Below are 26015 nucleotides of genomic sequence, written 5' to 3'. Positions count from 1 at the left end.
TGCACCCGCGTTCGTTCGGGTGCCGCGGAAGGGGCGAGGCCCCTCCCGGTTCGGCTCAGTTCAGGAATTCCGGCGAGACCAGGCTGGGCAGGAACAGCACCAGGGCCGGCCAGAGAATGATCAGCAGCAGCACGCCCAGCATGGGCAGCAGCATGATAAAGGTGTCCTTCAGCGCGTCCGCCATGCGCATGCCCGCGACGGAGCAGGCGATCATCAGGCAGAGCCCGTAGGGCGGCGTGACGAGGCCGAAAGCCAGGGACACGATGCCGATCATGGCGAAGTGCACCGGATCGAGCCCGACCGTCTGCGTCAGCGGCTGCAGAATGGCGCCAACGATGATGATGGCCGGGATGGCGTCGAGGAAGCAGCCGGTGATCAGAAAGACGGCGGCAATGAACAGGCCGACGCCGATCGGACCCATCCCCCAGGCTTCCACGCCGGCGAGCAACACGCGCGGGATCTCGTAATAGGCGAGCAGCCAGCCGAAGGCGCTGGCGGTGCCGACGCAGAACAGCGCGATGCCGGCCAGTCGCCCGGAGTCGAGCAGACAATCCCACAGCCCCTTCATGTCCATCTGGCGGTAGATCAGCAGCGATAGGAAGGCAGCGTAGAGCACCGCGATGCAGGCGGATTCCGTTGCGGTGAACCAGCCGAACAGCTTGCCAGCGATGATGATGAAGGGGGTCGTCAGGGCCGGGATGGACACCAGGAAGGCGACGCCGACCTCGCGCAGGGTGGACCGCGCATAGGTCGGGTAGCCGCGCCGTTTGGCGTAGACGTGGACAGTGGCCATCTGCACGGCCGCGATCAGGATGCCGGGGATCACGCCGGCCAGGAACAGCGCGCCAATGGAAACGCTGAGCACGCCGCCCCAGACGATCATCAGGATGGAGGGCGGGATGATGACGGCGAGCACCGCGGAGACCGCCGTGATGGCGACGGAGAAGCTGTCGTCATAGCCTTCGCGGCGCTGGGCCTCGATGAAGATCTTGCTCTGGCTGGCGGCATCGGCGGTGGAACTGCCGGAGATGCCGGCGAAGAAGAAGGAGAGCACCACGTTGATCTGGGCGAGGCTACCGGGAAAGTGGCCGACCAGCGCGCGGGACAGGCGCATCAGCTGCTCGGTGATGCCGCCGATGTTCATCAGGTTGGCGGTGAGCAGGAAGAAGGGCACGGCCAGCAGGATGAAGCTGTTATAGGCGTTGAAGGTCTCCTGCACGACGATGGCGGGCGATAGATGCGGCTCGATCAGCATGATCGGCAGGCAGGCGAGGCCGAGGCAGAAGGCCACGGGCACGCGCAGCGCCATCAGGCCGAAGAAGACCCCGAACAGCAGTGCCGCGGCGATGCCGGGCGACAGGACGGCGCCGGTCATGCGGTGCGCCCCCGCAGCAGGTTGATGGCGTCGGCCATGCGTTGTCCCATGAAGATCAGCCAGGAAAGGCCCGCGATGGGCCAGGCGACGTGGATGGTCCAGAGCGGCAGCTCGGCCATCTCGCTGATGCGGTAGAAGGCGAACTCGGTGAATTCCCAGCCCCAGATCAGGAAGACCAGGGCGAAGATCAACACAAAGACGCCGGACACCAGCTCCATGATGGCGGTGCCGCGCGGGGACAGGCGGGGAAACACGTCGACGATGAAGTGCGTACCCTCGCGCACTGCGAGGATGCCGCCCAGCATCACCATCCAGACGAGGGCGAAGCGCGCCATTTCCTCGGTCCAGATGTAGTGCGGCACCAGCGGCGTGTAGCGGGAAAAGATCTGCAGCGTCACGGGCAGCAGCAGGATCAGCACGGAGATGCCGAGCAGCAACCGCAGCAGCGCGGCGTAGAGGTCGGCGAGGCGGCCGAACAGGCCGGTGTGGCGGACGGTTTCCTGGGCGCCGATGAGTTCGGGCGAAACGGTGGGAGAGGATGACGCCGCCACGATGGCTGCGGTGGCGTCATCGGCGATGACCTTACGCGTCATCAGGCGGTGGCGCCGGCAATGCGGCTCATGATGCCCTCGGCATCGATCTCGCGCGCGTAAGTGGTGAGAACCGGCGTCACCTTTTCCTGCAGGGCGGCACGGTCGGTGAAGGGAATGCGCTTGAGCTTGCCGCCCTTTTCCAGCGCGGCGATCTTCTGGCCGTCCTCGGTCGATTCGATTTGCCGGCCATAGGCCGCGGCTTCCGGGCCGGCGCGCATGATGGCGTCCTGCAGATCCTTGGGCAGGCGGGCAAAGGTGCCGGCGGAGAAGCAGAGCGGACGGATGGTGATGGCGTGCTCGGTCAGCGCAAGATGCGGCGCGACCTCGTAGAAGCGCATCTGCTCCACGCCGGCGGCCTCATTCTCGCCCGCCTCGATGACGCCGTTCTGGATGGCGTTGTAGATCTCGTTATAGGCAATCACGGTCGGCGACATGCCGGCTGCGGTGAAGGTGCGGCTCCAGATCGGCGCGCCCTGCACGCGGATCTTCATGTTGCGCAGCGCTTCGAGGTTGCCGGCAGGGCGGGAAGCGAAGACGTTGCGCACGCCGCCGCCGGCATAGCCGATCAGCATGACGCGGGCGCGCTTGGCGACCTCGTCGCCGATCGGCTTCAGCATGTCCTGCTCCAGCACGCGGTTCCAATGCGCCAGGTCGCGGAACAGGAAGGGCGCGTCGATGAAGGGCGCGGCGCGGGAGAAGGTGGACATGTGCGCGGGCGAGACGATGCCGTAATCCACGGCGCGGCCCTGCGCCATGTACTCGAAATACTGCTTTTCCAGCCCGAGGCTGCTGTTCTTGTGCAGGATGAAGTTGATCGGCTTGCCGTAATACTGCTTTACCAGCTCCTCGAACTTGGCGATGCAGCGGGTGAAGGCGTGCTCGTCATTGAATTGCGAGGCGCCGTTCAGCGTGATGGTCTGCGCCGCAGCACGGCCGGTGATCGCGAAGGTGGCAAGGCCGCCGCCAGCCGCGCCGAGCAGCACGCTCCGGCGTGGCAGAGAGGTGGATGTCATGGATGAAGTCTCCCTGGAACGTTCCATTGCTTGCCGCTCAACTGGCGGCTTGGCTCCGAGGTTAGACCACTCCTGATCCGGAATGAAATGGGGAAGCGTGGGCTCGGGCGCGGAAGGATGCGCGCATCTTCGTGTGGCGTGGCTCGGCGTCTGGAAGGGCGTCCCGACTAGGACCCCGGCGGGGCGCGGCGTTTTCTGACATGCTCGATCAGCGCGCGGAGCCTGGGGTCCACGGCACGCCGGCTCGGGTAATAGAGGTAGAAGCCGGGGAAGGGCGTGCTGAAGCCCGGCAGCAAGGCTACCAGCTCGCCGCGCCGGAGATGGGACTCAAAGGTTTCGGCCATGCCGAAGGTGATCCCGGCGCCATGCAGCGCCATCCGGATCATCAGCCCCATGTCGTTGGTGGTGCATTCCGGGGCGACGTCGACCACGAATTCGCGGCCTGCCTCGGAAAACTCCCAGCGATAGGGTGGCCGATGCGGCGCCGGCCGCCAGCCGATGCAGCGGTGGCGCGCGAGGTCGCGCGGGTGGTCCGGAGCGCCATGTTCCGCCAGGTAGGCGGGGGAGCAGACGGCGAGCTGGTGCTGGTCCCCCGAGACGGGGATGGCGATCATGTCCTGCTCGATCACCTCGCCCAGGCGCACCCCCGCATCGAAGCCCATGGCGACGATGTCGTCCTCCTCATCGGTCACCAGAATGTCGAGCTGCACTTCGGGAAAGGCGCGGGCGAAGCCGGCCAGGAGCGGGCCGGACAGAAAGCTTTCGGCGATGGAGGACACGGCGAGGCGAAGCTGGCCACGCGGCGCGCCACCCAGGCCCCGCACCTTCTCGGCCGCCTCGCGTAGTTCGGCCATGGCGGGGGCAATGTCCCGGCGCAGCGTGTCCCCCGCCTCGGTCAGGCCAAGGCTGCGGGTGGTGCGGCGAAAGAGCGGGGTGCCGAGGCTGTCCTCCAGGCGCCGGACCGCCTGGCTGACGGCGGAGCGTGTGACACCCAGCCGGTCGGCGGCGGCGCGGAAGCTCTGCTCCTCGGACACGGTGATGAAGATGGAGAGAGCATTGAGATCGGCCGACATTGTCCAGTCATGCTAACCGAGCTGTTGCGTATCGGATAGGTTATCTTGCCGTCAACCGGCGCCTAGCTTCTCCCCCGCAAGCTGCTGCCGCGCCGCTTCTTGCAGCCGGCGCTGGCAGTGGCTCCACACAAGGAGAAGCAAGCATGGCTCTCAACAAGATCGTGCTGATCACCGGTGCCTCCAGCGGCATCGGCGCTGGCATCGCCCGCGAGCTGGCGGCAGCCGGGGCGACGCTGGTGCTGGGCGCCCGCCGCACCGAACGGCTGGAAGCCCTGGCCGCCGAGCTTGGCGCCGCAACCGGCGCGCAGGTCCTCACGCGCGCGCTCGACGTCACCGACCGCGCCAGCGTCGCGGATTTCGCGGCGGCGGGGCGCGAAGCCTTCGGGCGGGTGGATGCCATCGTCAACAATGCCGGCATCATGCCGCTTTCGCCCATGGCCTCCATGAAGGTCGAGGAGTGGGACCGCATGGTGGATGTGAACATCAAGGGCGTGCTGCACGGCATCGCCGCCGTGCTGCCCGAGATGACGGAGCGCGGCTCCGGCCACATCGTCAACATCGCCTCGATCGGCGCCTTGTCGGTGGTGCCGACGGCGGCGGTGTACTGCGCGACCAAGTTTGCCGTGCGGGCGATCTCGGACGGGCTGCGCCAGGAGCGCCCCGATATCCGCGTCACCTGCGTCCATCCGGGTGTGGTGGAAAGCGAGCTGGCCGGCACCATCACCGATCCGGCGGCCGCGGAAGCGATGCGGCAGTACCGCGCCATCGCGCTGCGGCCGGATGCCATCGGCCGCGCCGTGCGCTTCGTGCTGGAACAGCCCGAGGACGTGGACGTGAACGAGATCGTCGTTCGTCCCACGCGGTCGCCGAACTGATGCGCCGCATGCTCGCCGCCGCGCTGGGCGTGGCGATCGCCGGTGCCGCCGAGGCTGGCGCGCAACCGGCCCCGAGCCCGCACCCCTATGTCGGCATGTGGGTCACCGATGACGGGCGAGTGCGGCATGAGCTGCTGCCCGATGGCCGCTACGACGAGGCGCGCGGCACGCGGGAAAGCGCGTATCGCGGCCGCTACGAGGTCACCGGCACGCATATCGAGTACTGGGACGACACCGGCTTCACCGCCGATGGTGACTTCGTGGATGCCGATACGCTGCACCATGGCGGCATGGTGCTGCGCCGGCGGCCGGCTGCGGGCAGCGGGGTCCGCTGAGGCGGCCTGCCTCCGCCCGCCCGTTTCCTGCGACCCCTTGCTGAAAGGAACGATGCCCATGACGAACCGTATCGCCTTCCATCCGGCCCGCGGCGGCCGCCGCCTGGTGGCTGCGCTGGCACTGGCCCTGGCCGTGGGGCCGGCCCTGCCGGCGGCGGCCGATACCGGCGCCACCGCCCGCAACCACGCCATTGTGCGCCAGGCCTTCGACAACTGGACCCAGGGCGGCAACGTGTTCGAGCTTCTGTCGCCCGACGTGGTCTGGACCATCCATGGCTCGGGACCGGTGGCCGGCACCTATCGCGGACGCGAAGCCTTTGTGGAAGACGCGTCCATGCCGCTGGTCAGCCGCCTGGCCACCCCCATCGTGCCCAGGGTGCATCACCTCTGGGCGGTGGAGGACCGGGTGATCATCCGCTTCGAGGGATCGGCCACCACCACCGGCGGGCATCCCTACAACAACCAGTTCGTCTGGATCTTCCGGATGCGCGACGGGGTGGTGGTGGAGGGAGAAGCCTTTCTGGACCTCGCCGCCTATCAGGCCGTGGTGGAGAACAACCCGCCGCGCGGGCGCTGAGCCCCGGCCTCGCCCCCGGCAAAGGATCCTGCCGGGGGAGGCCCGCCTCAGCCTTCCATGGTCACGCCGGTCAGCCGCACCATCTCCGCCCAGCGCGCCACTTCCTCGCGCTGGAAGGCGGCGAAGGGCTCGGGCAGCAGGGGATCGGCGGTGAAGCCGGCGGAGAGCAGCTGTTCCTCGGCGCCTGGATCGCTCAGCATGGCGAGGGCGGCCTTGGCGATGGCCTCCACCGCGGGGCCGGGTGTGCCGGCGGGGGCGAAGAGGCCGAACCAGGCATCCACCGCCAGGTAGGGGAAGCCGGCCTCGGCGGCGGTGGGCACGTCGGGAAAGCCGTTGACGCGGTTGGGCGCACCGATCTCCAGGGCGCGCAACCGGCCTTCCCGCACCAGCGGCGCGACGGACGGAAAGGTTGCCACGTAGAAGTCGACGATGCCCGACATGGTGTCGGTCGCCGCCGGGGCGGCTCCGCGATAGGGGACGTGGGTGGCGTCCAGCTTTTCCCGCCGCACCAGCGTCTCGGCGATGATGTGGCTGGCCGAGCCGGCCTGCGACGAGGCGTAGCTCAGCTTGCCCGCCTTGCCGCGCGCCACCAGCGCCGCCAGGTCGGCCGCGCCATTCGCCGGCACCACCAGCGCGTGGTGCACCGTGGCGAGCTTGGCCACGGGGGTGAAACTGTTCACGACGTGGTAGGGCAGCTGCTTCATCAGCGACTGGTTGCCGGCATGGGTCTGGTTGTGGCCGAGCACCACCGTGTTGCCGTCGGGCGCGGAACGGGCGGCGGCCTCGGTGCCGATGATTCCGCCGGCGCCGGAGCGGTTCTCTACGATGATCGGTCGGCCGAGTGGGGCGGCGGCGCGGTCCGCCAGCACGCGGGCCAGGATGTCGGTGGGGCCGCCGGGCGGGGCGGGCACGATCAGGCGCAGCGGATTGCCGGGGCTTGGCCGGGAGGCCAGGCCTTCGGGCGCCGATTGCGCCCGGGCTGTGCCGGATACGATCCAAGGGGCGGCGAGCGCCAGGAGTGGCGCGGTGGCGAGCAGTCGGCGGCGTTGCATGATGGGCGGCTTTCCCGGGCGGCGTGTGCGTTTTGCCCAGGCGTCGCCTCCCAAGCCGGCGGCGTCAAGGGGGCGTGATGGAGGGGCAGGCGGAGGCGCCGTGGCGAAAAGCCGCTTGACGGGCGCAAGCGAGCGGCTTAATTGCGAATAACTCGCAGTTGCAGTGAAGGCCCGGCGGAACGCGGTACTCTACCGTCCCACCGCGAACCGGATCCCGCATTCTCCCCCGGCCCGCGGGGCCGAGCTGCACCGCGAGACGACCGGCCCCCCGCTTGCAGGGGAAGCGTTGGGCCGCAGGCGGATCGGGGATGGCCGGGCGCACTCAGCGAACCGCTCGTCCAGAACCGCGCCAGGCCCTGAGGGGGGTCTGGCCGGTGACCATCTTTGCACGCGGGCAGGGCGTGCAATCCCCGATCCGCCCCCTTCCTTCTTTCTTCAGGAACGATCAGGCCGGCCCGGCGGGTCGGGGCTGGCCGCCGAAGCCGCGCAGGGCGCGGGTGACCGGCCGCTCGAACAGGGCGTGGCAGACGGCGGCGACCAGGATGCAGCCGACGAGCACCAGGGCCGCATAGGCCCAGACCCAGGGAGTGGGATCGAGGCCCCCGGCCTGGGCCACCCGGCGCGCCAGGGCGATCACAAAGGGATGCGTCAGGTAGAGCGAATAGGAGGCGTCGCCCAGCCAGGCCAGGAAGCGGGAAAAGGGCAGGGGGTGCTGCACCGGCGCACGGAGCACGGCCCCGGCCACCAGCAGGGCGGCCGGCAGCCCGAAGGTCAGGGCGCGTTCGGCGGGCGGCATCAGGTGAGTGGCCGCCGGAGCGGCCTGGATCAGGAACAGGGCGAGGCCGGCGGCGACCAGCCCCCAGGCGGCGGGGCGCGGCAGGCGAAGCCCCTCGCGATGCGCCAGGCCGATCGCCATGCCGAGGGCGAATTCGCCGATGATCGGTGCAGTCCAGAATTGCAGGGCCGGGTTCTGCGGCCGCAGCGCCAGGCCGGCGGCGATCAGGGCCACCAGCAGCAGCATCAGCGACGCCACGGCCTGGCGCCGTGGCAGGGCCAGGGCGGTGGCGAACAGGACGTAGAAGAACATCTCGTAGTTCAGCGTCCAGCCGATGGCATGCACCGGCAGGGTGGCGCCGCCGGCGTCGGGCCAGGGGATGAAGGCCAGGGCGGCGGCGAGGACCGGCAGGGTCGTCTGCTCGCGCACCTGCGGGGCGCTGGCGAGGGCGAACACGGTGGTGAGCCAGTAGAGCGGCACGAGGCGGATCGCGCGACGGGCCATGAAGCTGCGTGCGGCGCCAGGCTGGCCGAAGAGCCGGTCGGAGGACAGCACCATCACCACGCCGGACACCACGAAGAACACATCCACCCCGGCGGCACCGACCGCCAGATCGGGCAGGGCATCGGGCAGGCCGAGACGCGTGGCGATGTCGAGCTGCAGATGGAACAGGGCCACCGCCAGCGCCGCCAGGCCCCGCAGAACCTGGATGCTGTGAAGAAAGGGGACGGAGGGAGGCATGGCGGGGCACCGGGCTGGAAGGGGAAGGCCGCGACGGATTGGCGCGATCCGGCAGCGGCGCCAAGGGGGGCGCAGGCGGCGGGGCGGGGGGACAGTGCCATTGCCGCCTGATTGTGGCTTGGCTGCCCAGGGCGCTCAGGGTGCAGCGGATCATCCTTTCTGCCCGCTGAAATGAAGCGGAGCCGCCGCCTGCGCCCGCCGCGAGCGCTTCGGGGGACGGGTTCATGCCGTGCAGGAAGGAGATGCTCTAGCCGAGGCGCGGGTCGAGCCAGGGGACCGGCATCGGGGCCCAGGGGCTGTTGCGCGCCGCTGCCGGATCGAGCGACAGGCCCAGCCCCGGCGCCTGAGGCAGCGCCGCGGCGCCGGGGCCGAAGGCGAGCAGGTCTCCCCCTTGCATCAGGCTGAAGAAGCGTTCCGTTTCGCCGAACTGTACCTCCAGATGCAGGAGGTTGGGCAGGGTGGCGCAGAGGTGCAGGGAATGGGCGTGGCAGACGGGCCCGGTGGGGTTGTGCGGGGCGATCTCCGTTCCCGCCGTCAGGGCCAGGGCGGCAATGCGGCGGATCTCCTCATGTCCGCCGGCGTGCTTCAGGTCAGGCATCAGCACGTCGTAGCAGCCGGCCTCGACCAGCGGACGGTAGGCGGCGAGGCCGGACAGGGTTTCGGCACCGGCCAGGCGCATGCCGCGATCGTTGCACATGTGGCGCAGGCGGCGGATGGCGGGGTGGTTGGTCTCGGCCACCGGGCATTCCAGCCAGAACAGGTTGAAGGGTTCGAGGTCGCGGATCAGCCCGGCCGCGCCACCGGGTGAAAAGCGCCAATGGGCGTCCACCATCAGCAGGGCGTCCGGGGCGGCTTCGCGCACGGCGGCGATGCGGGCCAGCCCGCCGGCATAGGCGGCGCGCTGGGCGGCCGGGTCGGTGCCGGCATCCTGCCAGACCATCGGTTCGAAAGGCGCCAGCTTCAGGGCGGTGAAGCCCTGGGCCAGGGCGCGGCCGGCGGCGGCGGCGAAGCCTTCCGGCGTGCGGGGCGAGGCGCCGCGGTTGATGTTCGCATAGAGCGGGATGGGGTCGCGCAGCGCGCCGCCGAGCAGCGCGTGGATGGGCTGGCCCGCCTGTTGCGCGGCGATGTCCCACAACGCCTGCTCGAAGGCGCTGAGCACCGTTTGCGCCACCAGGCCACCCGGGGCGTGAGGCAGGAGCTGGCAGAGCCGGTTGCGGGCGAGCGGGTCCGCGCCGGTGTGGAGGGCAGCGAGGCGGGCAGCCTCGGCGGCGAGGCCGGCCTCCTGGTTGGCCAGGGTGCATTCGCCGAGGCCGGTGAGGCCGGTATCGGTGGACACGGTGAGGAAGCACCAGTTGGTCTTGGGCGTGACGCCGATGCCGTGGAAGGCGATGTCGGTGATGCGCATGCCGTTCACTCCGCGCGGATGCCGGTACGGGCGGCCAGCTGCTTCCATTGTGCGATGTCGGCCGCGATCCGGGCCTGGAAGGCCTCGGGGGTGGAGACCACCAGCTCGCCGCCCATGCCGCGCATGCGCCGCTCCATCTCGGGGTTGCGCAGCGTCAGGAGGGCCTCGTGCAGGCGGGCCCGGATGGGCGCGGGGGTGCCGCGCGGAGCCAGGATGCCGTTCCAGGCAAGCGTCTCGAAGCCGGGCAAGGTTTCGGCCACGGTGGGCACGCCGGGCAAGCCGGGCCAGGGCGCGCGGGCGGTAACAGCAAGTGGCTTCAGCTCGCCGCGCTCGATATAGGGCATGACGTTGACCAGGTTGGCGAACATCAGCGCCGTTTCGCCCGCGATGACCGACTGCGCCATGGCCGGCGTGCCCCGGTAGGGAACGTGCACCACGTCCACGCCGGCCTGTGCCTTGAACAGCTCCATGGACATGTGCGCCGAGGAGCCAATGCCCCCCGAAGCGTAGTCGAGCGCGCCCGGCCGGGTCCGGAGCGCGGCGATCAGGCCCGGAAGGTCGGATACGGGCAGCGCCGTGGTGTTCGCCACCAGAACGTTGGGGCCCTGCACCAGCAGCGCCACCGGCTCGAAGGCGGTGGCGAGGTCATAGGGCAGGTCGGGGTAGATCGCCGCGTTGATGCCGTTCGAGCCGGCATTGCCTAGGAGAAAGGAATAGCCGTCGGCGGGCGCGTTGAAGGCGGCCTCGACGCCGATGCGACCGCCGGCGCCGCCGCGGTTCTCCACCACGAAGGGCTGCCCGAGCGCGGACTCCAGGGAGGGCGCGATCAGCCGAGCGGTGGTGTCGTTGCCGCTGCCGGGAGCGTCGGGAAGGATCAGGCGGACAGGGCGGGTGGGCCAGTTGACGGCCGGACCAGCGGCCCGCGCCATGATGGGCAAAAGGGCCGGTCCCGCCAGGGGCAGGACGATGCCTAGGCGCAGCAGGGCGCGGCGGCGGGGCATGGCAGCTTCCTCGGGCTTTGTTTTGGCCCCGAGGATGGGACCGGGCCGCCGCCGGGTGCAAGGGGGGTGTTCCCCCTTGCTTCAGGCGGGGATCAGTGGTCCCGCATTTCCAGCTGACGGTTGAGGCGCAGCGCCAGCAGGGTGCATACCACGCCCGACAGCAGGTAGCCGCCCACGGAAACGACGCCGATCAGGTTGGACAGGCCCAGCACCACCAGCGGTGCGAAGCCGGCGCCGATCAGCCAGCCGAGATCGGAGATCATGGCCGAGCCGGTGTAGCGGTAGCGGCGGGGCAGGCCAGAGGCAACGGCGCCACTGGCCTGGCCAAAGGAAAGGCCGAGCAGGGCAAAGCCCACCAGCACGAAGCCGTAGCCGGTGGCATCGGGGCCGCGCAGGGTGAAGGGGGCGACGAAGCTGAACAGGCCGATCAGCGCGGCGCCCACGCCGAGCAGGGTGCGGCGGCCGGTGATGTCGGCGATCCAGCCCGACAGCACCACCATCACGAACATCACGCCGGCGCCGGCCATCTGCACCTGGAGGAAGCCGGAGATGTCGGTGCCGGGGCGCAGCGCCGTCCAGGCCAGGGGAAACACCGTGACCAGGTGGAACAGGGCGTAGCAGGCCAGGGGAACAAAGGCGCCGACCAGGATGTTGGAGCCGTTGCGCTCCACCACTTCCTGAACAGGAACCGGCTGCAGCTCCTGTTTCTGCAGCATGGAGGAAAATTCGTGCGTGGCGACCAGGCGCAGCCGGGCGAACAGCGCCACCACGTTGATGGCGAAGGCCACGAAGAACGGGTAGCGCCAGCCCCATTCCTGGAAATCCTGCTGCGACATGCTGGAGGTCAGGTAGGCGAACAGGCTGGCCGCCAGCAGAAAGCCGAAGGGGGCGCCAAGCTGCGGGATCATGGCCCAGAAGCCGCGGCGCTTCTGCGGGGCGTTCAGCGCTAGCAGGGACGAGAGGCCGTCCCAGGCGCCGCCGAGGGCGAAGCCCTGCGCAGCGCGGGCCAGGCAGAGCAGCGCCACCGCGTAGCCGCCGATGGAGAGGGGGCTGGGCAGAAAGGCAATGGCCGCGGTGGAGCCGCCGAGCAGGAACAGGGCGATGGTGAGCTTGGTGCCGCGACCGTGCCGGCGGTCGACCTCCATGAAGAAAAGCGAGCCCAGCGGCCGGGCCACAAAGGCCAGGGCGAAGATGACAAAGGAGTAGAGCGTGCCGGTCAGCGGGTCGGTATTTGGAAACAGGAAGGACGGAAACACCAGCACGGCGGCGATGGCATAGACGAAGAAGTCAAAGAATTCTGAGGTGCGGCCGATCACGACGCCGATGGCGATCTCGCCGAGCGAGGCCTGGTCATGGCCGGTGTGGTGCTCCCGCCGGGCATCCTGTTCGAGCCCCGAGGATGTCGGGAGCGGTGCTGATGGGTTGGTGCTGATGGCCAAGTCTCGATCTCCTGCAGCCCAGTATGCGCCCGGCGCGGCCCTGGGGTGCGGCCCCCGGGGCGGCATCCACAGGGCGGCGGGGCCGCTGCGGAATTGTGCCAGGAGGCGCCCCTCCCACGCCAGTGGGCATGGTGGCGATAGGACAAATTGTCCTCTCCCCGGTTTGGTTCCATCCGCGCTATAGGGCGCGCGATTTAGCCCAGCGGTGACCGATCGACATGTTTTGGAAACGTTATCGACCTCTGGCCCTGATGGCGGCCCTGCTGCTGCTCCCGGGTTGCGAGAGCCTGACCGTTCTTTATCCGGCCGGCGACGTGGCGGCGCAGCAGAGCGACCTGATCATCGCGTCCACGCTGCTGATGTTGATCATCATCGTGCCGGTGATCCTGCTGACGCTGTTCTTCGCCTGGCGCTACCGCGCCTCCAACAAGCGGGCCACCTATGCGCCGGAATGGTCGCATTCGACCGGCCTCGAGGTGATCATCTGGGCGGCGCCGCTGGCCATCATCATCGCGCTGGGCGGCATCACCTGGGTGGGGACGCATGTGCTCGACCCCTACCGGCCGCTGGGCCGGATCGACGCGGCGCGCCCGGTCGAGGACGGGGTGCTGCCGCTGGAGGTCGAGGTTGTCTCGCTCGACTGGAAGTGGCTGTTCATCTACCCGCAGCAGGGCATCGCGACGGTTAACGAGCTGGTGGCACCGGTGGACGTGCCGATCAACTTCCGCATCAGCTCCGAGAACAACATGAACACCCTCTGGGTGCCGACCCTGGCGGGCATGATCTATTCCATGCCCGGCATGGAAACGAAGCTGCACGCGGTGATCAACCGGGCCGGCGTGTTCGAGGGTCGGTCGGGCCATTACAGCGGCGCCGGCTTCTCGGACATGCACTTCAAGTTCCACGGCATGAACCAGACCGACTTCACAGCCTGGGTGGAACGCGTGCGGGCCGAAGGCGGCGGCACCCTGGATCGCGCCCGCTACATCGAGCTGGCCAAGCCGAGCGTCGCCGACCCCGTGCGGTACTTCGGCGGCTTCGAGGACGGGTTGTTCCGCGCCATCGTGGAGCGTTGCGTCCGTCCGGGCACCACCTGCATGAGCGAGATGATGCATGGCGCCGGCGGGCATGGCGGCCCGGCCGCGCCGAACCGGCAGCCATCCTCGTCCGAATCATCCGCCCCCGCGGCCACCCCGGCCGATGGCCATGGCGGCCATGGCGGCCATGCGCCGGGTTCTCCCCCCACCTCCTCCGGCACCACGGAGTAAGATTGCCATGACACCCGCAACGGAGAGCAGCTGGAGCCCGGTTTTCGGGAAGCTGACCCTCGACTCCTTCGCGCCGACCCATGAGCCGATCCTGGCGATCACCTTTCTGGGTGTTGTCGCCGGGGCGGCGGCGGTGGTCTGGCTGCTGCAGAAGTACAAGCTCTGGGGCTATCTCTGGTCGGAATGGTTCACCACGGTGGACCACAAGAAGATCGGGATCATGTACATCATCCTCGCCATCATCATGCTGCTGCGCGGCTTCGCCGACGCGCTGATGATGCGCCTGCAGCAGGCCATCGCCTTCGGCGGGTCCGACGGCTACCTGCCGCCGCACCACTACGACCAGATCTTCACCGCGCACGGCGTGATCATGATCTTCTTCGTGGCCATGCCGCTGGTCACGGGGCTGATGAACTTCGTGGTGCCGCTGCAGATCGGCGCGCGCGACGTGTCCTTCCCCTTCCTGAACAACTTCTCCTTCTGGATGACCACGGCGGGCGCCGTGCTCACCATGGTGTCGCTGTTCTTCGGCGAGTTCGCCGCCACCGGATGGCTTGCCTTTCCGCCGCTGTCGGGGATCGAAAACTCGCCCTCGGTGGGCGTCGACTACTACATATGGTCGCTGCAGATCGCGGGCGTGGGCACAACGCTTTCGGGCATCAACCTGATCGCCACCATCGTGAAGATGCGCGCGCCCGGCATGAGCCTGATGAAGATGCCGATCTTCACCTGGACCTCGCTGGTCACCAACGTGCTGATCGTCGCCTCCTTCCCGATCCTCACGGCGACGCTGGTGCTGCTGTCGCTCGACCGGTATGCCGGCTTCAACTTCTTCACGAACGACCTTGGCGGCAACGTCATGATGTACGTGAACCTGATCTGGATCTGGGGCCACCCGGAGGTCTACATCCTGATCCTGCCGGCCTTCGGCGTGTTCTCCGAGGTGGTGGCGACCTTCTCGCGCAAGCGGCTGTTCGGCTACACCTCCATGGTCTATGCCTCGGTCGTCATCTGCATCCTGTCCTACCTGGTCTGGCTGCACCATTTCTTCACCATGGGCTCGGGCGCCAGCGTGAACGCCTTCTTCGGCATCACGACCATGGTCATCTCGATCCCGACCGGCGCGAAGATCTTCAACTGGCTGTTCACCATGTTCCGCGGCCGCATCACCTACGAGGTGCCGATGCTGTGGACGCTCGGCTTCATGGTCACCTTCGTGATCGGCGGCATGACCGGCGTGATGCTCGCCGTGCCCCCCGCCGACTTCCAGTTCCACAACTCGCTGTTCCTGATCGCCCACTTCCACAACGTGATCATCGGCGGCGTGGTGTTCGGCATGTTCGCCGGCATCGTCTACTGGTTTCCCAAGGCCTTCGGCTGGCAGCTGGACGCCTTCTGGGGCAAGCTGTCCTTCTGGTTCTGGCTGGTGGGCTTCTGGGTCGCGTTCACGCCACTCTACGTGCTGGGCCTGATGGGCGTGACGCGCCGCATGTCCAAGTTCGAGGACCCGTCCCTGCAGATCTGGTTCGTGATCGCGGGCTTTGGCGCGCTGCTGATCGCGGCGGGCATCGCCTGCTTCATCATGCAGTTCGTGGTGGGCTGGATGAAGCGCGACCAGACCCGCGACGTGACCGGCGACCCCTGGGGCGGCCGCACGCTGGAATGGTCCACCTCCTCGCCGCCGCCGGCCTACAACTTCGCCTTCTCGCCGGTGGTGTACGACCATGACGCTTGGTTTGACATGAAGAACCGTGGCTATGTGCGGCCGCTGGATGGCTTCGTGCCGATCCACATGCCGAAGAACACGGGCGCCGGGGTGATCCTGTCCGCGCTCTCCACCGTGCTCGGCTTCGCGCTGATCTGGCACATCTGGTGGCTCGCCATCGCCTCCTTCGCGGCGGTGGTGCTGGCCTCCATCATCCACACCTTCAACTACAACCGGGACTACTACATTCCGGCGGAGGAGGTGACCCGCACCGAGCAGGGCCGCACGGCGCTGCTGGCCGGAGAGTAAGGACATGTCCGCGAATCCCCACACAGCGACGGCCGATGGGCCGGTCACCTTCTACGTGAAGGAAGACCACGGGCATGGTGACGGCGGCACCATGCTGGGCTTCTGGATCTACCTGATGAGCGACTGCCTCATCTTCGCGGCGCTGTTCGCGACCTATGGGGTGTTGGGCCGGGCCTATGCCGGCGGCCCGACCGGGGCCGAGCTGTTCGACCTCGGCCTCGTGGCGCTCAACACCACCATGCTGCTTTTCTCCTCGATCACCTATGGCTTCGCCATGCTGTCGATGCAGAAGGGGCGGAAATGGGCGGTGATCTTCTGGCTGGGCGTCACCGGGCTGTTCGGCGCCGCCTTTCTGGGCATCGAGCTCTACGAGTTCTCGCATCTGCTGCACGAGAATGCGGGGCCGTGGCGCAGCGCGTTCCTGTCTGCCTTCTGGGCGCTGGTGGGCACGCACGGGCTGCACGTGACCTTCGGCATCATCTGGCTGGTGGTGCTGATGATCCAGGTCGCGCAGCGCGGCCTCGGGATCGAGAACCGGCGCCGGCTGATGTGCCTCAGCCTGTTCTGGCACTTCCTCGACGTGATCTGGATCGGCGTGTTTTCCTATGTCTACCTGTTGGGAGTGCTGTGATGGCCAGCGATCCGCATACGCATGCCGCGCACGGTCATGACGACCACCATGACGACGGTGGAATGCATGGCACGCTGAGGGACTACGTCACCGGGTTCCTGCTGGCGGCGTTGCTGACGGCCATCCCGTTCTGGCTGGTGATGGGCGACGTGCTCGGCAGCAAGACAGCGACGGCCGGGCTGGTTCTGGCCTTCGCCGTGGTGCAGATCGTGGTGCACATGGTCTACTTCCTGCACATGAACTCGCGTGCCGAGGGTGGCTGGACCATCCTGGCGCTGATCTTCACGGTCATTATCCTGGTGATCGTCATGGCCGGTTCTCTCTGGGTCATGCACAACATGAACGCGAACATGATGCCGATGCCCGGCAACATGACAGCACCCTGAGGGCAGGGCCTTGATCATCGCCGACAGGCCTGAGCGATCCCGGTCCCCGGTGTTGCTCGGCCTGTTGGGAGGCCTGGCGCTGCTGCTCCTGGCGGGACTGGTGGCGCTGGGCAACTGGCAGGTCGAGCGGCGGGCCTGGAAGCTTGAGCTGATCGACCGGGTGGAAAGCCGGGTGCATGCGGCGCCTGTTCGCGCCCCCGGTCCCGGCGAATGGCCGGAGATCACTGCCGCCACGGCGGAATACCGCCGCATCGCCGCCACCGGGCGCTTCCTGCCGGGGCAGGACACCTCCGTCGCCGCCACCACCGACCGCGGCGCCGGCTTCTGGATCATGAGTCCTTTCCGCACGGCCGATGGCTTTACCCTGCTGGTCAACCGCGGCTTCGCGGGCGGCCAGCGCGGCGATGCCACGGGCACTGCGCAGCCGGCTCCGGAAGGCGAGGTCCGGATCAGCGGTCTGCTGCGCATGGATGAACCGGGAGGCGGCTTCCTCCGCGCCAACGATCCGGCCGCCGGACGCTGGTATTCGCGCGACATCGGCGCCATGGCGGCGGCGCGCGGGCTGTCAGGGCCGGTGGCGCCCTACTTCATGGATCTGGGCCTGGAGGCGGGGCTGCCCGCGCCGCCGGTGGCGGGCATGACGGTGATCCAGTTCCGCAACACCCACCTTGTCTATGCGCTGACCTGGTACGGGCTGGCGCTGATGGTCGCTGGCGGGATCGCCATCGTGGCGCGGCACGAGTGGCGGCTGCGGCGGACGCGGCGGAGGGGCGAGGCACCGCGCTGAAGCAGGGCGTGCCGGCCCGGCGGGCGGGCCACGATTTGCCAGCGTGGTGCTGCCGGCTGAAACTGACCGAGGACACTGCCCGGTCCGTGGGCGTGGCGGGGCCGGGCGCAGGCGAGGCCGGAAAGGAACCGAGGCTGCATGACCGGGCGGAACGGGGGCGACAGGAGATGGCCGGAGGAGGATGCGGCCGGCCCTTCGGGCGCCGGCGCCGGCCGCGATCCCGCCAACCGGCAGAACCTGCTGCAGCTGGCTCAGCTGCGGATGCTGGCGACGCTGGGGCAGGTGCTCACCATCGGGATCGTTGAGATCGGCCTTGGCGTGCGGTTGCCGCTGCATGCCATGGCGGCCGTGGTGCTCGGGCTGGTGGCGGTCAACCTGGCGAGCCTGCTGCGCCTGCGGCTGCCGGTGCCGGTGCATGCCTGGGAGCTGATGCTGCTGCTGCTGCTGGATGTGCTGGCGCTGGCGGCGCTGCTGTTCTTCTCCGGCGGGGTGACGAACCCCTTTGTCGGGCTGTTCCTGTTGCAGGTGACATTGGCCGCCGTGCTGCTGCCGGTGGGCTGGGCCTGGACCGTGGCGGCAGTCAGCGTGGTCTGCGTGCTGGGGCTGGGCGCTGCGGGCCGGCCGCTGGCGCTGCCGCCGCGACTGGCCGCCGATCCGTTCCAGCTCTACCTGGCGGGGTTCCTGATCTGCTTTGTGCTGGTGGCGGCGCTGCTGGTGGCCTTTGTTACGCGCATGAGCGGCAATCTCCGCGATCGCGACCTGCATCTGGCGGAGCTCCGCCGGCGCGCCCTGGAAGAGGAGCACATCGTGCGCATGGGGCTGCTGGCCTCGGGCGCCGCGCATGAGCTGGGCACGCCGCTGGCCACACTGTCCGTCATCCTGGGCGACTGGCGACGGCTGCCGCAGGTGCGCGCCGATGCCGAGATGGCGCAGGACGTGACGGAGATGCAGGGCGAGGTGGCGCGCTGCAAGGAGATCATCAGCGGCATCCTGGTCTCGGCCGGGGAAGCGCGCGGCGAAGGGGCGGCGGCGACCACGCTCGGCGCCTTCCTGCGCGGCTTCGTCGAGGAATGGAACGGGCAAGGGACCGGGAGGGCGCTGCGCTACGATGCCGCCTTCGGGCCCGATGTGCCGATCGCCGCCGATCCGGTGCTGAAGCAGGTGCTGGCCAATCTGGTGAACAATGCCGGCGAGGCAGGGGCGGGCGACATCCTGCTTTCCGCCGCGCGGGAGGGCGAAGCGCTGCTGCTGACGGTGAGCGATGACGGCCCCGGCTTCGCCCCGGCCATGCTGGAGCGGCTGGGCACGCCCTACAGCTCCACCAAAGGCAGCGCGGGGGGCACGCGGCCGCGTGGGCTCGGCCTGTTCCTGGTGGCGAACGTGGCGCGCAAGCTGGGCGGCGCGGTCAGCGCCCGCAACCGGCCGGAGGGTGGCGCCTCCGTCACCTTGTCGCTGCCGCTGCCGGCCCTCATCATCGAACGGGAGAAGGATCATGGACGCGCCAAGAAGCCTGTTGATCGTCGAGGATGATGCGAGCCTGTCACGCACCCTGGCGCGCTCCTTCGAGCGGCGCGGCTACATGGTGCGGACGGCCCGGCGGCTGGAGGAGGTGGAGGCGCTGCTGCCGGATTTCTCGCCCGGCTACGCGGTGGTGGACCTGAAGCTGGAGGGGGCCTCCGGCCTGGCCTGCGTCGCCGCGCTGCACGCGCATGACCCGGCCATGCAGATCGTGGTGCTGACGGGCTTTGCTTCCATCGCCACGGCGGTGGAGGCCATCAAGCTCGGGGCCTGCCACTACCTCGCCAAGCCATCCAACACGGATGACATCGAGGCCGCCTTCGGAAAGGTGGAGGGGGATGCCGAGACACCGCTGAGCGGACGGCCGACGTCGATCAAGACGCTGGAATGGGAGCGCATCCACCAGACGCTGGCCGAGACCGGGTTCAACGTCTCGGAATCAGCCAGGCGGCTGGGGCTCCACCGCCGCACCCTGGCCCGGAAGCTGGGCAAGCGGCAGGTGGATTGAGGCCGGCCCAGGGGAGGGCCGGCAGGGGGGATCAGAAGCCGATGATGCCGGTGATCCAGAGCAGAATAACGATGATGCCCGGAACGCCGAGTAGCCAGAGAAGCAGTGGCATTGTGAATCCCCTATCCATGCCCGGCCGCCGATCGGCCGGTCCCACCCGGGCTCAACGCAGAACTGGGCTCAGCGATGCAGCAAAGTTGCAGGTCGGCGATGTTCCCAGCCCTCACGCTGCAGCTCGGGCGTGTCATGCCAGGCTTCCGGGTAGCCGAGGCAGAAATAGCCGATGAAGCGCCATTCCGCCGGCACGTCCAGCGCGACCCGCGCGGCCTCGGGTTCGAGGATCGACACCCAGCCAAGGCCCAGCCCCTCGGCGCGGGCCGCCAGCCAGATGGTGTGCAGCGCCATCACCGCCGAATAGGCGGTGGTTTCGGGCATGGTGCCGCGGCCGAGGCCGTGGCCCTGTTCGGGGTCGGGCAGCGCAAACAGGGCGAACTGGCAGGGCGCCTGATCCATGCCTTCCAGCTTGAGGCGAGCGTAAAGGCCGGCACGCTCCTCCCCTTGGCCGGCGAGGGCCGTGGCGTTGACCCGGAGGAAGTTCTCCCGCAGCGCTGCCCGGCGGGCCGGGTCCTCCACCAGCACGAAGCGCCAGGGCTGGCTGAGTCCCACGGAGGGGGCGAGGTTCGCAAGGTTGAGCAGGGCGTGCAGCCGCGCCTCCGGCACCGGGTCGGGACGGAAATGGCGAACGTCGCGCCGGGCATGGAGCAGGGCGGCGAGCCCGTCGCGGAAGGCGGCGTCGAAGGTGGCGATGGTCATGCGCGGGGCCTCGGATCATGGGGGCAGGGCGGCACCCTTCCATAGGGCAAGCGCCGGCGCCGCGCCCGGGTTTCGCCCCGGTGCCGGCGCGCAGCCGCCGATCGCCGCTGCACCGTCGCGGCTTCGTGAGAGCGGTTCCGCGTGCTGTGCCGCGTCCTGGTGCCGTGCTGGCCTGTTGATGCAGGAACACAGGAGAGTTCGCATGAAGCTGCAGAACAAGGTCGCCATCGTGACCGGGTCCGATTCCGGCATCGGCCAGGCCATTGCGGTGCTGTTCGCTGAGAATGGCGCCGATCTGTGCATCGGCTACCACACCGACAAGGACGGGGCGGAGGAAACGAGGCGCCGTGTCGAGGCCGCCGGGCGGCGCGGAGTGGTGGTGCAGCTGGATGTCGGGCAGCCGGCCGATGTGCGGCGGATGTTCGAGGCGGCTGCTGCGCTGGGGCCTGTCGATGTGCTGGTGAACAATGCCGGCAAGGGCATGGGGGGGATGCCGGTGGCGGACATGGAGGATGAGAAGCTGGAGCTGGTGCTGCGCACCGACCTGATGGGGCCGCTTTTCTGCTGCCGCGAGTTCATCCGGTTGCGGCGGCAGCAGGGCGGCGGCGGTCGGATCGTCAACATTTCCTCCGTGGCGCAGCACCTGCCGACGGCGGGGAGCGCGCCCTATGGCATGGCCAAGGCCGGGCTCGGTTCATTGGCGCGCAGCCTGGCGCTGGAACTGGCGGAGGACCGCATCAACGTCAACAACATCGCGCCCGGGCTGATCCAGACCCCCATGACCGCGGAAAGGCTGGAAGACCCGGAGAAGCGCGCAGCTTCGCTGAAGGAAATCCCCTGGCACAGGCCGGGCCAGCCGGAGGAGATCGCGCGGCTGGCGCTGTTTCTGGCCTCGGAGGACGGCGACTACGTCACGGGCCAGACCTGGACCATGGATGGCGGGCTGACCATGAACTGGGGCGGCGCCTGAACCGGCAGACCGCGCAAAGGGAGGCGGAGATGGAGACATCGGGGCGGATCGAGGCGGTGATCGGGCAGGAAACCCATGCCGCGCGCTACGAGGTGGCGGCGGGGCAGGTGACGGTGATCTGCGAGGATGACGGCAGCCGCGACAGCGTGAAGCTGGAGGGCGGTGAGCCTCGCGAGGTGGCGGAAACGCTGCTGCGCGAAATGCTCCGGCGGCGCGAGCCCCTCTGAGGGATTAGCCTCAGCGGGGCGGGGGGCCATCGCAGAGCAGCCATACTCCGGTGCCGCCGGTGACGGCGGCGCTGCCGGCATGCAGCAGCAGGTGGAGCGGCGACACCGGGCCTTGCCAGCTCAGCACCAGCAGCAGGTCGCCCAGCGGGATGACCACGGTGGCCACCAGCACGACCCCGAGGCCGCGCCGGCTGCCAAAGCGCAGCAATCCCCCCAGATACAGCCCCAGTGCCAGGTCTCGCAGGGCAAGCGCCCGCAGATAGGCTCGCGCCTGATCGTTGTCGGCAGGAATGCCGAACAGGGTGGCCCCGAGTGGCGGAGCGGCGATGAACACCGCGCCGATCAGCAGAAACACCCCTGCCAGGCCGAGCGCCAGCAAGGCGGGCGGGCCACGTGGCGGATCGTTCCTGTCAGGCTGGATCATGGCGCGGCCTTTCCGTTCCCGCAGCAACGATGCAAGGGGGGCAGGGGTTCCGGCAGGCCCCCGCGCGGATGGCTGGAGCGGGCGCTGTCAGGCCGTGCCCGACACCATCCAGGCCCGGGCAGTGAGGGGGATCTGGCCATCCTCGGTCCGCGGCAGGGTCGCCCGCAGGCGCTCGCGCAGGGCATCCCGCAGCCGAGGTTCGAGCGCGCGGCAATAGGCGGGGGCCGGGGCACCGCCGGCCAGAAAGGGGGACCAGTAATCCTTGAAGTCGCGAAACGGGGTCGGGATCTCCAGCGGCTCCACAGCGACGCCGCCGAACCCAGCCTCGCGAAAGGCTTCGCGCAGGGGATCGGGACGGCAAAGGGTGAAGCGCAGCGCCTCGTCCCGTCCGGCTGCGCCTTCCGGGTCGATCTCGGCTGCGGCATCCCAGAACCGGCGCATCATCTGCATGCCGCCGGCGTAATCCCATACAAAGGCACCGGCGCGGCCGCCGGGCCGCAGCGCGGAACGCATTCCGGCCAGCGCGGCGACGGGATCGGACAGGAAGTTCAGCACCAGCCCGCAGGCCAGCGCGTCCGCCTGGCCGGGGGCGACAGGCAGGGCACCGGCATCGGCGAGGCAGAAGGTGGCGCGTGGATCGGCGAGGTCGCGGCGCGCCCAGGCAAGAAAGCCGGGCGAGCGGTCGATGCCCAGGACGGAGCGCGGCGTGCAATGCTCCAGGATGCCCGCCGTCAGCGCGCCGGTGCCGCAGCCCACATCAAGCCAGAACCCCCCCGCCGGTGCTGCGAGCCAATCCAGGAACGGCCCTGCCAGGCGCCGGCTCCAACGCCCGACATAGGGTTCATAGGCCTCGCCAGCAGCCCAGAGCGTGGCCATCGACCGCCTGCCTCCGCCGCAAGGTAGCCAGCTCTACGCCTCCGCATGGGAAGGCGGGATCACAAGGCGAAGAGCGGCCGCAGGACCGGAATCACGCCGCTTCGAGCTTTTCCTGCAAGGAAAGCCATTCCTCTTCCAGCGTGGCGACCTGCTTGGTGAGGAAGCCGTGCTTCTGCGTCACCTTGGCGATCTCGGCGGGCTTGAACCGTTGATGCGTCGCCGGGTCGGCGAGCTTCTTGGCGATCAGCTCGGCTTCGCGCGTCATGCGGGCGATGTCGGCCTCGATCTGGGTGACGCGCTCGCGCAAGGGCGCCAGGGCAGCGCGGGCCTCGGCACGCTCGCGCCGGTCGTCGCGCGGCTTTTCCTTGGGCGCGGCATTGGCCTGGCGGGCGGCGCGGGCACGGTCGGCCAGATAGGCGCGGTAATCGTCGAGGTCGCCGTCGAAAGGGGTGATGCCACCATCGGCCACCAGCAGGAGCCGATCGGCCACCAGCGTCACCATGTCCGGATCGTGGGTGATCAGCACCACGGCGCCGCCGAAGCCGGCCAGCGCCTTCACCAGCGCGTCGCGAGCGTCGATGTCGAGGTGGTTGGTCGGCTCGTCGAGGATCAGCAGGTGCGGCGCCTCGCGCGTGCAGAGGGCGAGCAGCAGGCGCGCCTTCTCGCCGCCGGACAGCGCGCCGATCCTGGTGGTCGCACGTTCGACGTCCAGTCCGAAGCGGGCAAGCTGGGCGCGGCACTGCGTTTCGGTGGCCGTCATGCCCAGCGCCTGCTGCATATGGGTCAGCGGCGTGCCGTCGAGGTCCAGCTCGTCCGACTGGTGCTGGGCGAAATAGCCGACCTTGAGGCGGCGGTCGCGCCGGGCCTCGCCGGCCATGGTGTCCATCCGGCCGGCCAGCAGCTTGGCCAGGGTGGACTTGCCGTTGCCATTGGCGCCGAGGAGCGCGATGCGGTCTTCCTGGTCCAGGCGCAGGTTCAGGCTGCGCAGGATAGGGCGGCCATCATAGCCGACCGTGACGCCTTCGAGGTTCAGGATGGGCGGGGACAGCTCGCCCGGGTCGGGAAAGGCGAAGCGGGTGGGGGCGTCCTCCACCAGCGTCTCGACATCGGGCAGCTTTTCCAGAGCCTTGATGCGGGATTGTGCCTGGCGGGCCTTGGAAGCCTTGGCGCGGAAGCGGTCCACGAAGGCCTGCATGTGGGCGCGCTGGGCGGAAACCTTTTCGGCCAGCGCCGCCTGCTGTGCGGCGCGTTCCGAGCGGACGCGGACAAAGTTCTCGAAGGCGCCGGGGTAGAGGGTGATCTTCTGCTTGTCGAGATGCGCGATGGCATCGACGCAGCGATCCAGCAGGCCGCGGTCGTGGCTGACCACGATGGCGGCGCCGGAGAAGCGGGACAGCCAGCCCTCGAGCCAGATGGTGGCCTCGAGGTCGAGGTGGTTGGTGGGCTCGTCCAGCAGCAGAAGGTCGGGCTCCAGGAACAGCGCCTGGGCCAGCGCCACGCGCATACGCCAGCCGCCGGAAAACTCGCCGACCGGGCGAGCCTGAGCCTCGGCGTCGAAGCCCAGCCCCGCCAGCACCACCGCGGCGCGGGACGGGGCGCTGTCGGCGCGAATGGCGATCAGGCGCTCGTGGATTTCGGCAAGGGCATGGCCATCGGTTTCCGTATCGAGCGCCGCGAGCAGGTCGGCGCGCTCGTGGTCGGCGGCGAGCACGGTGTCCAGCAGGTTCTGCGAGCCGCCCGGCGCTTCCTGCGCGACATGGGTCATGCGGGCACGGCTGGCCAGGCGGATTTCGCCGCCGTCGGGCTGCAACTGGCCGGTGATGGCGCGCAGCAGGGTGGATTTGCCGGCCCCGTTGCGGCCGACCAGGCCGACCTTGCGGCCGGTATCGACCACCAGCCCGGCATTCTCCAGGAGCGGACGGCCGGCAATGCGGATGGTGAGGTCGCGGATGGCAAGAACGGTCATGATGCCGTGCATTTAAAGGAGGCAGGCGGCGGCGGGAAGCGCCAGGAGCGCGGGGCTGCTGCTAGGTGGCGGGCGGCCGGGCTGTTCGGGGCGGCATGGAAGCTCTATCTGGTGGGGACGTTTCCGCGCTCCGGCCCTGTGGCGCCGTGCGCGTGGCATTGCCATGCACCGTCATGCCCCGGGGGCCCGCCGCCATCTTGCCACCTCGCCTTTGCCGCCCCGCATGCGCCTGATCCCCGAACTTTCCCGCCGGACGCCGCCCCGGGAAGATGCGCCGCGTCCGCCCTGGCGGCGGGTGGGCGCCTGGGTGTCGCTGGCGCTGCATGCCGCGTTGCTGCTGGCGCTGCTGCGCTGGACAGAGCCGCGGGAGATGGGGCAGCCGGCGACGGGCGAGGTGCCGGTGGTGTTTGAAACGCTGCAGGGTGGCGGCACGCCCGAGCCGGAGGCGCCGGCTGAGGAAGCGCCGGCCGGCGTGCCGGGGCCGCAGGGGCCGACGCCCACCGAGCCGCCCGACGAGGCCGCGACGGAGGCGCCGCCCCCCGTGGTGCAGGCCGCGCCGCCGCCACCGCCCGCCCAGACGCCGACGGAGGCGGTGCCCGAGCCGCCCCCCGATCCTCCGCCCCCCGTGGCGGAGCCTGTTCCCCCGCAGCCCGAGCCGGAGCCTCCCGTGGCCGAGGCACCTCCGCCGCCCGCCATCACGCCCGCGCCCGCGCCCGCGCCCGAACTGCCCGAGCCGGAGCCGCTGGAGCAAACCGGGCTGGCGGCGCCGACCCCATTGCGGCTGAACCCGATGGCGCTGCCGCCGCCACCTCCGGAGCCGCCACCTCCGGAGCCGCTACCTCCTGAGCCGGCGCCGCAGCCGCCCGCGCGGCGCGGCACGCCCTTTCCCGGCACCACGGATCTGAGCCAGGGACCGCCGGTGCGCCTGGCGCCGCCAGCGCGCCGGGCGCCGCCGCCGGGCGGCGGGATGGACATGGCGCTCGGGCCTGTTCCGGAGCGGTCGCGGGCGCCCCGGCGCTCCTCGGCACCCGGCGAGAGCAATGTGCTCACCCATGTTTCCGGCGTGCGGCCGAGCGGGGATTGGGGCAGCCTGTTCCAGTCCTGGGTGCAGCGGCGCGGCTTCTATCCCCCGCAGGCGGCGCAGGCGGGAGAGGACGGGCTGGTGGTTCTGCGGGTGACGGTGCAGAAGGACGGCCGGATCTCGGCGGTGCGAATCACCTCCTCCTCCGGCTCGCGCTGGCTGGATTCCGCCAGCCTGTCGCTGTTCCGCGACCAGGTGGGTCCGGCCTTCACGCCGGACATGGCGGATGAAGGGGACAGCACAACACTGACCTTTCGCACCTACTACAACCTGATCTTTCGCTGAGGAGGCA

At 69.4% G+C, this 26015-nt stretch carries 26 protein-coding genes; 13 read left to right on the top strand and 13 right to left on the bottom strand.

Annotation, left to right across the window (positions count from 1 at the left end):
• Positions 1 to 55 precede the first annotated feature (55 nt).
• The 4 genes from ACFOD4_RS04360 to ACFOD4_RS04345 all read right to left on the bottom strand — a co-directional run bounded on the left by ACFOD4_RS04360 (position 56) and on the right by ACFOD4_RS04345 (position 4054).
• Positions 56 to 1375: a TRAP transporter large permease gene (locus ACFOD4_RS04360; protein ID WP_379594696.1), complete on the bottom strand. Its 1320-nt coding sequence runs from the start codon at positions 1373 to 1375 to the stop codon at positions 56 to 58.
• Positions 1372 to 1968, bottom strand: coding sequence for a TRAP transporter small permease (locus tag ACFOD4_RS04355; RefSeq protein WP_379594695.1), 597 nt, complete (start codon positions 1966 to 1968; stop codon positions 1372 to 1374). The genes ACFOD4_RS04360 and ACFOD4_RS04355 overlap by 4 nt, the downstream gene beginning before the upstream one ends.
• Entirely contained in the window at positions 1968 to 2981 is a 1014-nt protein-coding gene (locus tag ACFOD4_RS04350) for a TRAP transporter substrate-binding protein (protein ID WP_379594694.1), read from the bottom strand. Before ACFOD4_RS04350 ends, ACFOD4_RS04355 begins: the two co-directional genes overlap by 1 nt.
• A 167-nt stretch (positions 2982 to 3148) precedes the next feature.
• Positions 3149 to 4054, bottom strand: coding sequence for a LysR family transcriptional regulator (locus ACFOD4_RS04345; RefSeq protein ID WP_379594693.1), 906 nt, complete (start codon positions 4052 to 4054; stop codon positions 3149 to 3151).
• Between the two features lie 143 nt (positions 4055 to 4197).
• Here ACFOD4_RS04345 and ACFOD4_RS04340 point away from each other — a divergent pair, with 143 nt between their 5' ends.
• The 3 genes from ACFOD4_RS04340 to ACFOD4_RS04330 are packed head-to-tail and all read left to right on the top strand — an operon-like array spanning position 4198 to position 5841.
• Positions 4198 to 4929, top strand: coding sequence for an SDR family oxidoreductase (locus ACFOD4_RS04340; RefSeq protein WP_379594692.1), 732 nt, complete (start codon positions 4198 to 4200; stop codon positions 4927 to 4929).
• Positions 4929 to 5264, top strand: coding sequence for an Atu4866 domain-containing protein (locus tag ACFOD4_RS04335; protein ID WP_379594691.1), 336 nt, complete (start codon positions 4929 to 4931; stop codon positions 5262 to 5264). Before ACFOD4_RS04340 ends, ACFOD4_RS04335 begins: the two co-directional genes overlap by 1 nt.
• Before the next feature lie 58 nt (positions 5265 to 5322).
• Positions 5323 to 5841, top strand: coding sequence for a nuclear transport factor 2 family protein (locus ACFOD4_RS04330; protein ID WP_379594690.1), 519 nt, complete (start codon positions 5323 to 5325; stop codon positions 5839 to 5841).
• Between the two features lie 47 nt (positions 5842 to 5888).
• Here the strand turns inward: ACFOD4_RS04330 and ACFOD4_RS04325 are convergent, their stop codons facing one another.
• From ACFOD4_RS04325 to ACFOD4_RS04305, 5 genes are all read right to left on the bottom strand, one after another.
• Complete coding sequence (locus tag ACFOD4_RS04325) at positions 5889 to 6893, bottom strand: Bug family tripartite tricarboxylate transporter substrate binding protein (protein WP_379594689.1); 1005 nt, start codon at positions 6891 to 6893, stop codon at positions 5889 to 5891.
• A 445-nt stretch (positions 6894 to 7338) separates the two neighbouring features.
• Positions 7339 to 8409, bottom strand: coding sequence for an acyltransferase family protein (locus ACFOD4_RS04320; RefSeq protein ID WP_379594688.1), 1071 nt, complete (start codon positions 8407 to 8409; stop codon positions 7339 to 7341).
• A gap of 247 nt (positions 8410 to 8656) precedes the next feature.
• On the bottom strand, positions 8657 to 9814 hold the full coding sequence (locus tag ACFOD4_RS04315; protein WP_379594687.1) for a mandelate racemase/muconate lactonizing enzyme family protein: 1158 nt from the start codon (positions 9812 to 9814) through the stop codon (positions 8657 to 8659).
• A gap of 5 nt (positions 9815 to 9819) precedes the next feature.
• A complete protein-coding gene (locus ACFOD4_RS04310) occupies positions 9820 to 10815 on the bottom strand; it encodes a Bug family tripartite tricarboxylate transporter substrate binding protein (protein WP_379594686.1) in 996 nt (331 codons plus the stop codon).
• 92 nt (positions 10816 to 10907) lie between these two features.
• Positions 10908 to 12254: an MFS transporter gene (locus tag ACFOD4_RS04305; protein WP_379594685.1), complete on the bottom strand. Its 1347-nt coding sequence runs from the start codon at positions 12252 to 12254 to the stop codon at positions 10908 to 10910.
• 218 nt (positions 12255 to 12472) lie between these two features.
• Between ACFOD4_RS04305 and cyoA the strand changes: the two genes are divergently transcribed.
• The 7 genes from cyoA (at position 12473) to ACFOD4_RS04270 (ending at position 19366) form a co-directional block, all read left to right on the top strand.
• A complete protein-coding gene (gene cyoA, locus ACFOD4_RS04300) occupies positions 12473 to 13522 on the top strand; it encodes a ubiquinol oxidase subunit II (RefSeq protein ID WP_379594684.1) in 1050 nt (349 codons plus the stop codon).
• Positions 13523 to 13529: 7 nt separating this feature from the next.
• Positions 13530 to 15536, top strand: a complete 2007-nt coding sequence (gene cyoB, locus ACFOD4_RS04295; protein ID WP_379594683.1) for a cytochrome o ubiquinol oxidase subunit I — start codon at positions 13530 to 13532, stop codon at positions 15534 to 15536.
• A 4-nt stretch (positions 15537 to 15540) separates the two neighbouring features.
• Positions 15541 to 16167, top strand: a complete 627-nt coding sequence (gene cyoC / locus ACFOD4_RS04290; RefSeq protein ID WP_379594682.1) for a cytochrome o ubiquinol oxidase subunit III — start codon at positions 15541 to 15543, stop codon at positions 16165 to 16167.
• Positions 16167 to 16553: a cytochrome o ubiquinol oxidase subunit IV gene (cyoD, locus tag ACFOD4_RS04285; protein WP_379594680.1), complete on the top strand. Its 387-nt coding sequence runs from the start codon at positions 16167 to 16169 to the stop codon at positions 16551 to 16553. Before cyoC ends, cyoD begins: the two co-directional genes overlap by 1 nt.
• A 10-nt stretch (positions 16554 to 16563) precedes the next feature.
• Entirely contained in the window at positions 16564 to 17340 is a 777-nt protein-coding gene (locus ACFOD4_RS04280) for an SURF1 family protein (protein ID WP_379594678.1), read from the top strand.
• Between the two features lie 138 nt (positions 17341 to 17478).
• Positions 17479 to 18870, top strand: coding sequence for an ATP-binding protein (locus tag ACFOD4_RS04275; protein ID WP_379594676.1), 1392 nt, complete (start codon positions 17479 to 17481; stop codon positions 18868 to 18870).
• The gene (locus tag ACFOD4_RS04270) at positions 18833 to 19366 is read left to right on the top strand and encodes a response regulator transcription factor (protein WP_379594674.1); all 534 of its coding nucleotides are present in this window, start codon (positions 18833 to 18835) and stop codon (positions 19364 to 19366) included. Before ACFOD4_RS04275 ends, ACFOD4_RS04270 begins: the two co-directional genes overlap by 38 nt.
• A 180-nt stretch (positions 19367 to 19546) precedes the next feature.
• On the opposite strand, the gene bluB is transcribed toward ACFOD4_RS04270, so the two are convergent.
• Positions 19547 to 20179 (bottom strand): 5,6-dimethylbenzimidazole synthase, encoded by a 633-nt coding sequence (bluB, locus tag ACFOD4_RS04265; RefSeq protein WP_379594672.1) that lies wholly within the window; start codon positions 20177 to 20179, stop codon positions 19547 to 19549.
• 202 nt (positions 20180 to 20381) lie between these two features.
• Between bluB and ACFOD4_RS04260 the strand changes: the two genes are divergently transcribed.
• Positions 20382 to 21149, top strand: coding sequence for an SDR family NAD(P)-dependent oxidoreductase (locus ACFOD4_RS04260; RefSeq protein WP_379594670.1), 768 nt, complete (start codon positions 20382 to 20384; stop codon positions 21147 to 21149).
• Positions 21150 to 21178: 29 nt separating this feature from the next.
• The gene (locus ACFOD4_RS04255) at positions 21179 to 21376 is read left to right on the top strand and encodes a hypothetical protein (protein ID WP_379594667.1); all 198 of its coding nucleotides are present in this window, start codon (positions 21179 to 21181) and stop codon (positions 21374 to 21376) included.
• 10 nt (positions 21377 to 21386) lie between these two features.
• Here the strand turns inward: ACFOD4_RS04255 and ACFOD4_RS04250 are convergent, their stop codons facing one another.
• The 3 genes from ACFOD4_RS04250 to ACFOD4_RS04240 form a co-directional block, all read right to left on the bottom strand.
• Positions 21387 to 21800, bottom strand: a complete 414-nt coding sequence (locus tag ACFOD4_RS04250; protein ID WP_379594665.1) for a DUF4267 domain-containing protein — start codon at positions 21798 to 21800, stop codon at positions 21387 to 21389.
• A gap of 87 nt (positions 21801 to 21887) precedes the next feature.
• The gene (locus ACFOD4_RS04245) at positions 21888 to 22676 is read right to left on the bottom strand and encodes a class I SAM-dependent methyltransferase (protein ID WP_379594663.1); all 789 of its coding nucleotides are present in this window, start codon (positions 22674 to 22676) and stop codon (positions 21888 to 21890) included.
• Positions 22677 to 22767: 91 nt separating this feature from the next.
• A complete protein-coding gene (locus tag ACFOD4_RS04240; RefSeq protein ID WP_379594661.1) occupies positions 22768 to 24642 on the bottom strand; it encodes an ABC-F family ATP-binding cassette domain-containing protein in 1875 nt (624 codons plus the stop codon).
• A 163-nt stretch (positions 24643 to 24805) separates the two neighbouring features.
• Here ACFOD4_RS04240 and ACFOD4_RS04235 point away from each other — a divergent pair, with 163 nt between their 5' ends.
• Complete coding sequence (locus ACFOD4_RS04235) at positions 24806 to 26008, top strand: energy transducer TonB (protein WP_379594659.1); 1203 nt, start codon at positions 24806 to 24808, stop codon at positions 26006 to 26008.
• Positions 26009 to 26015: the final 7 nt, after the last annotated feature.

The organism is Teichococcus globiformis, from assembly GCF_042646265.1.
Taxonomy (GTDB): Bacteria; Pseudomonadota; Alphaproteobacteria; order Acetobacterales; family Acetobacteraceae; genus Pseudoroseomonas; species Pseudoroseomonas globiformis.
Note: the sequence above shows the minus strand (reverse complement) of the source record. Positions and strands in the feature narration are given on the sequence as shown.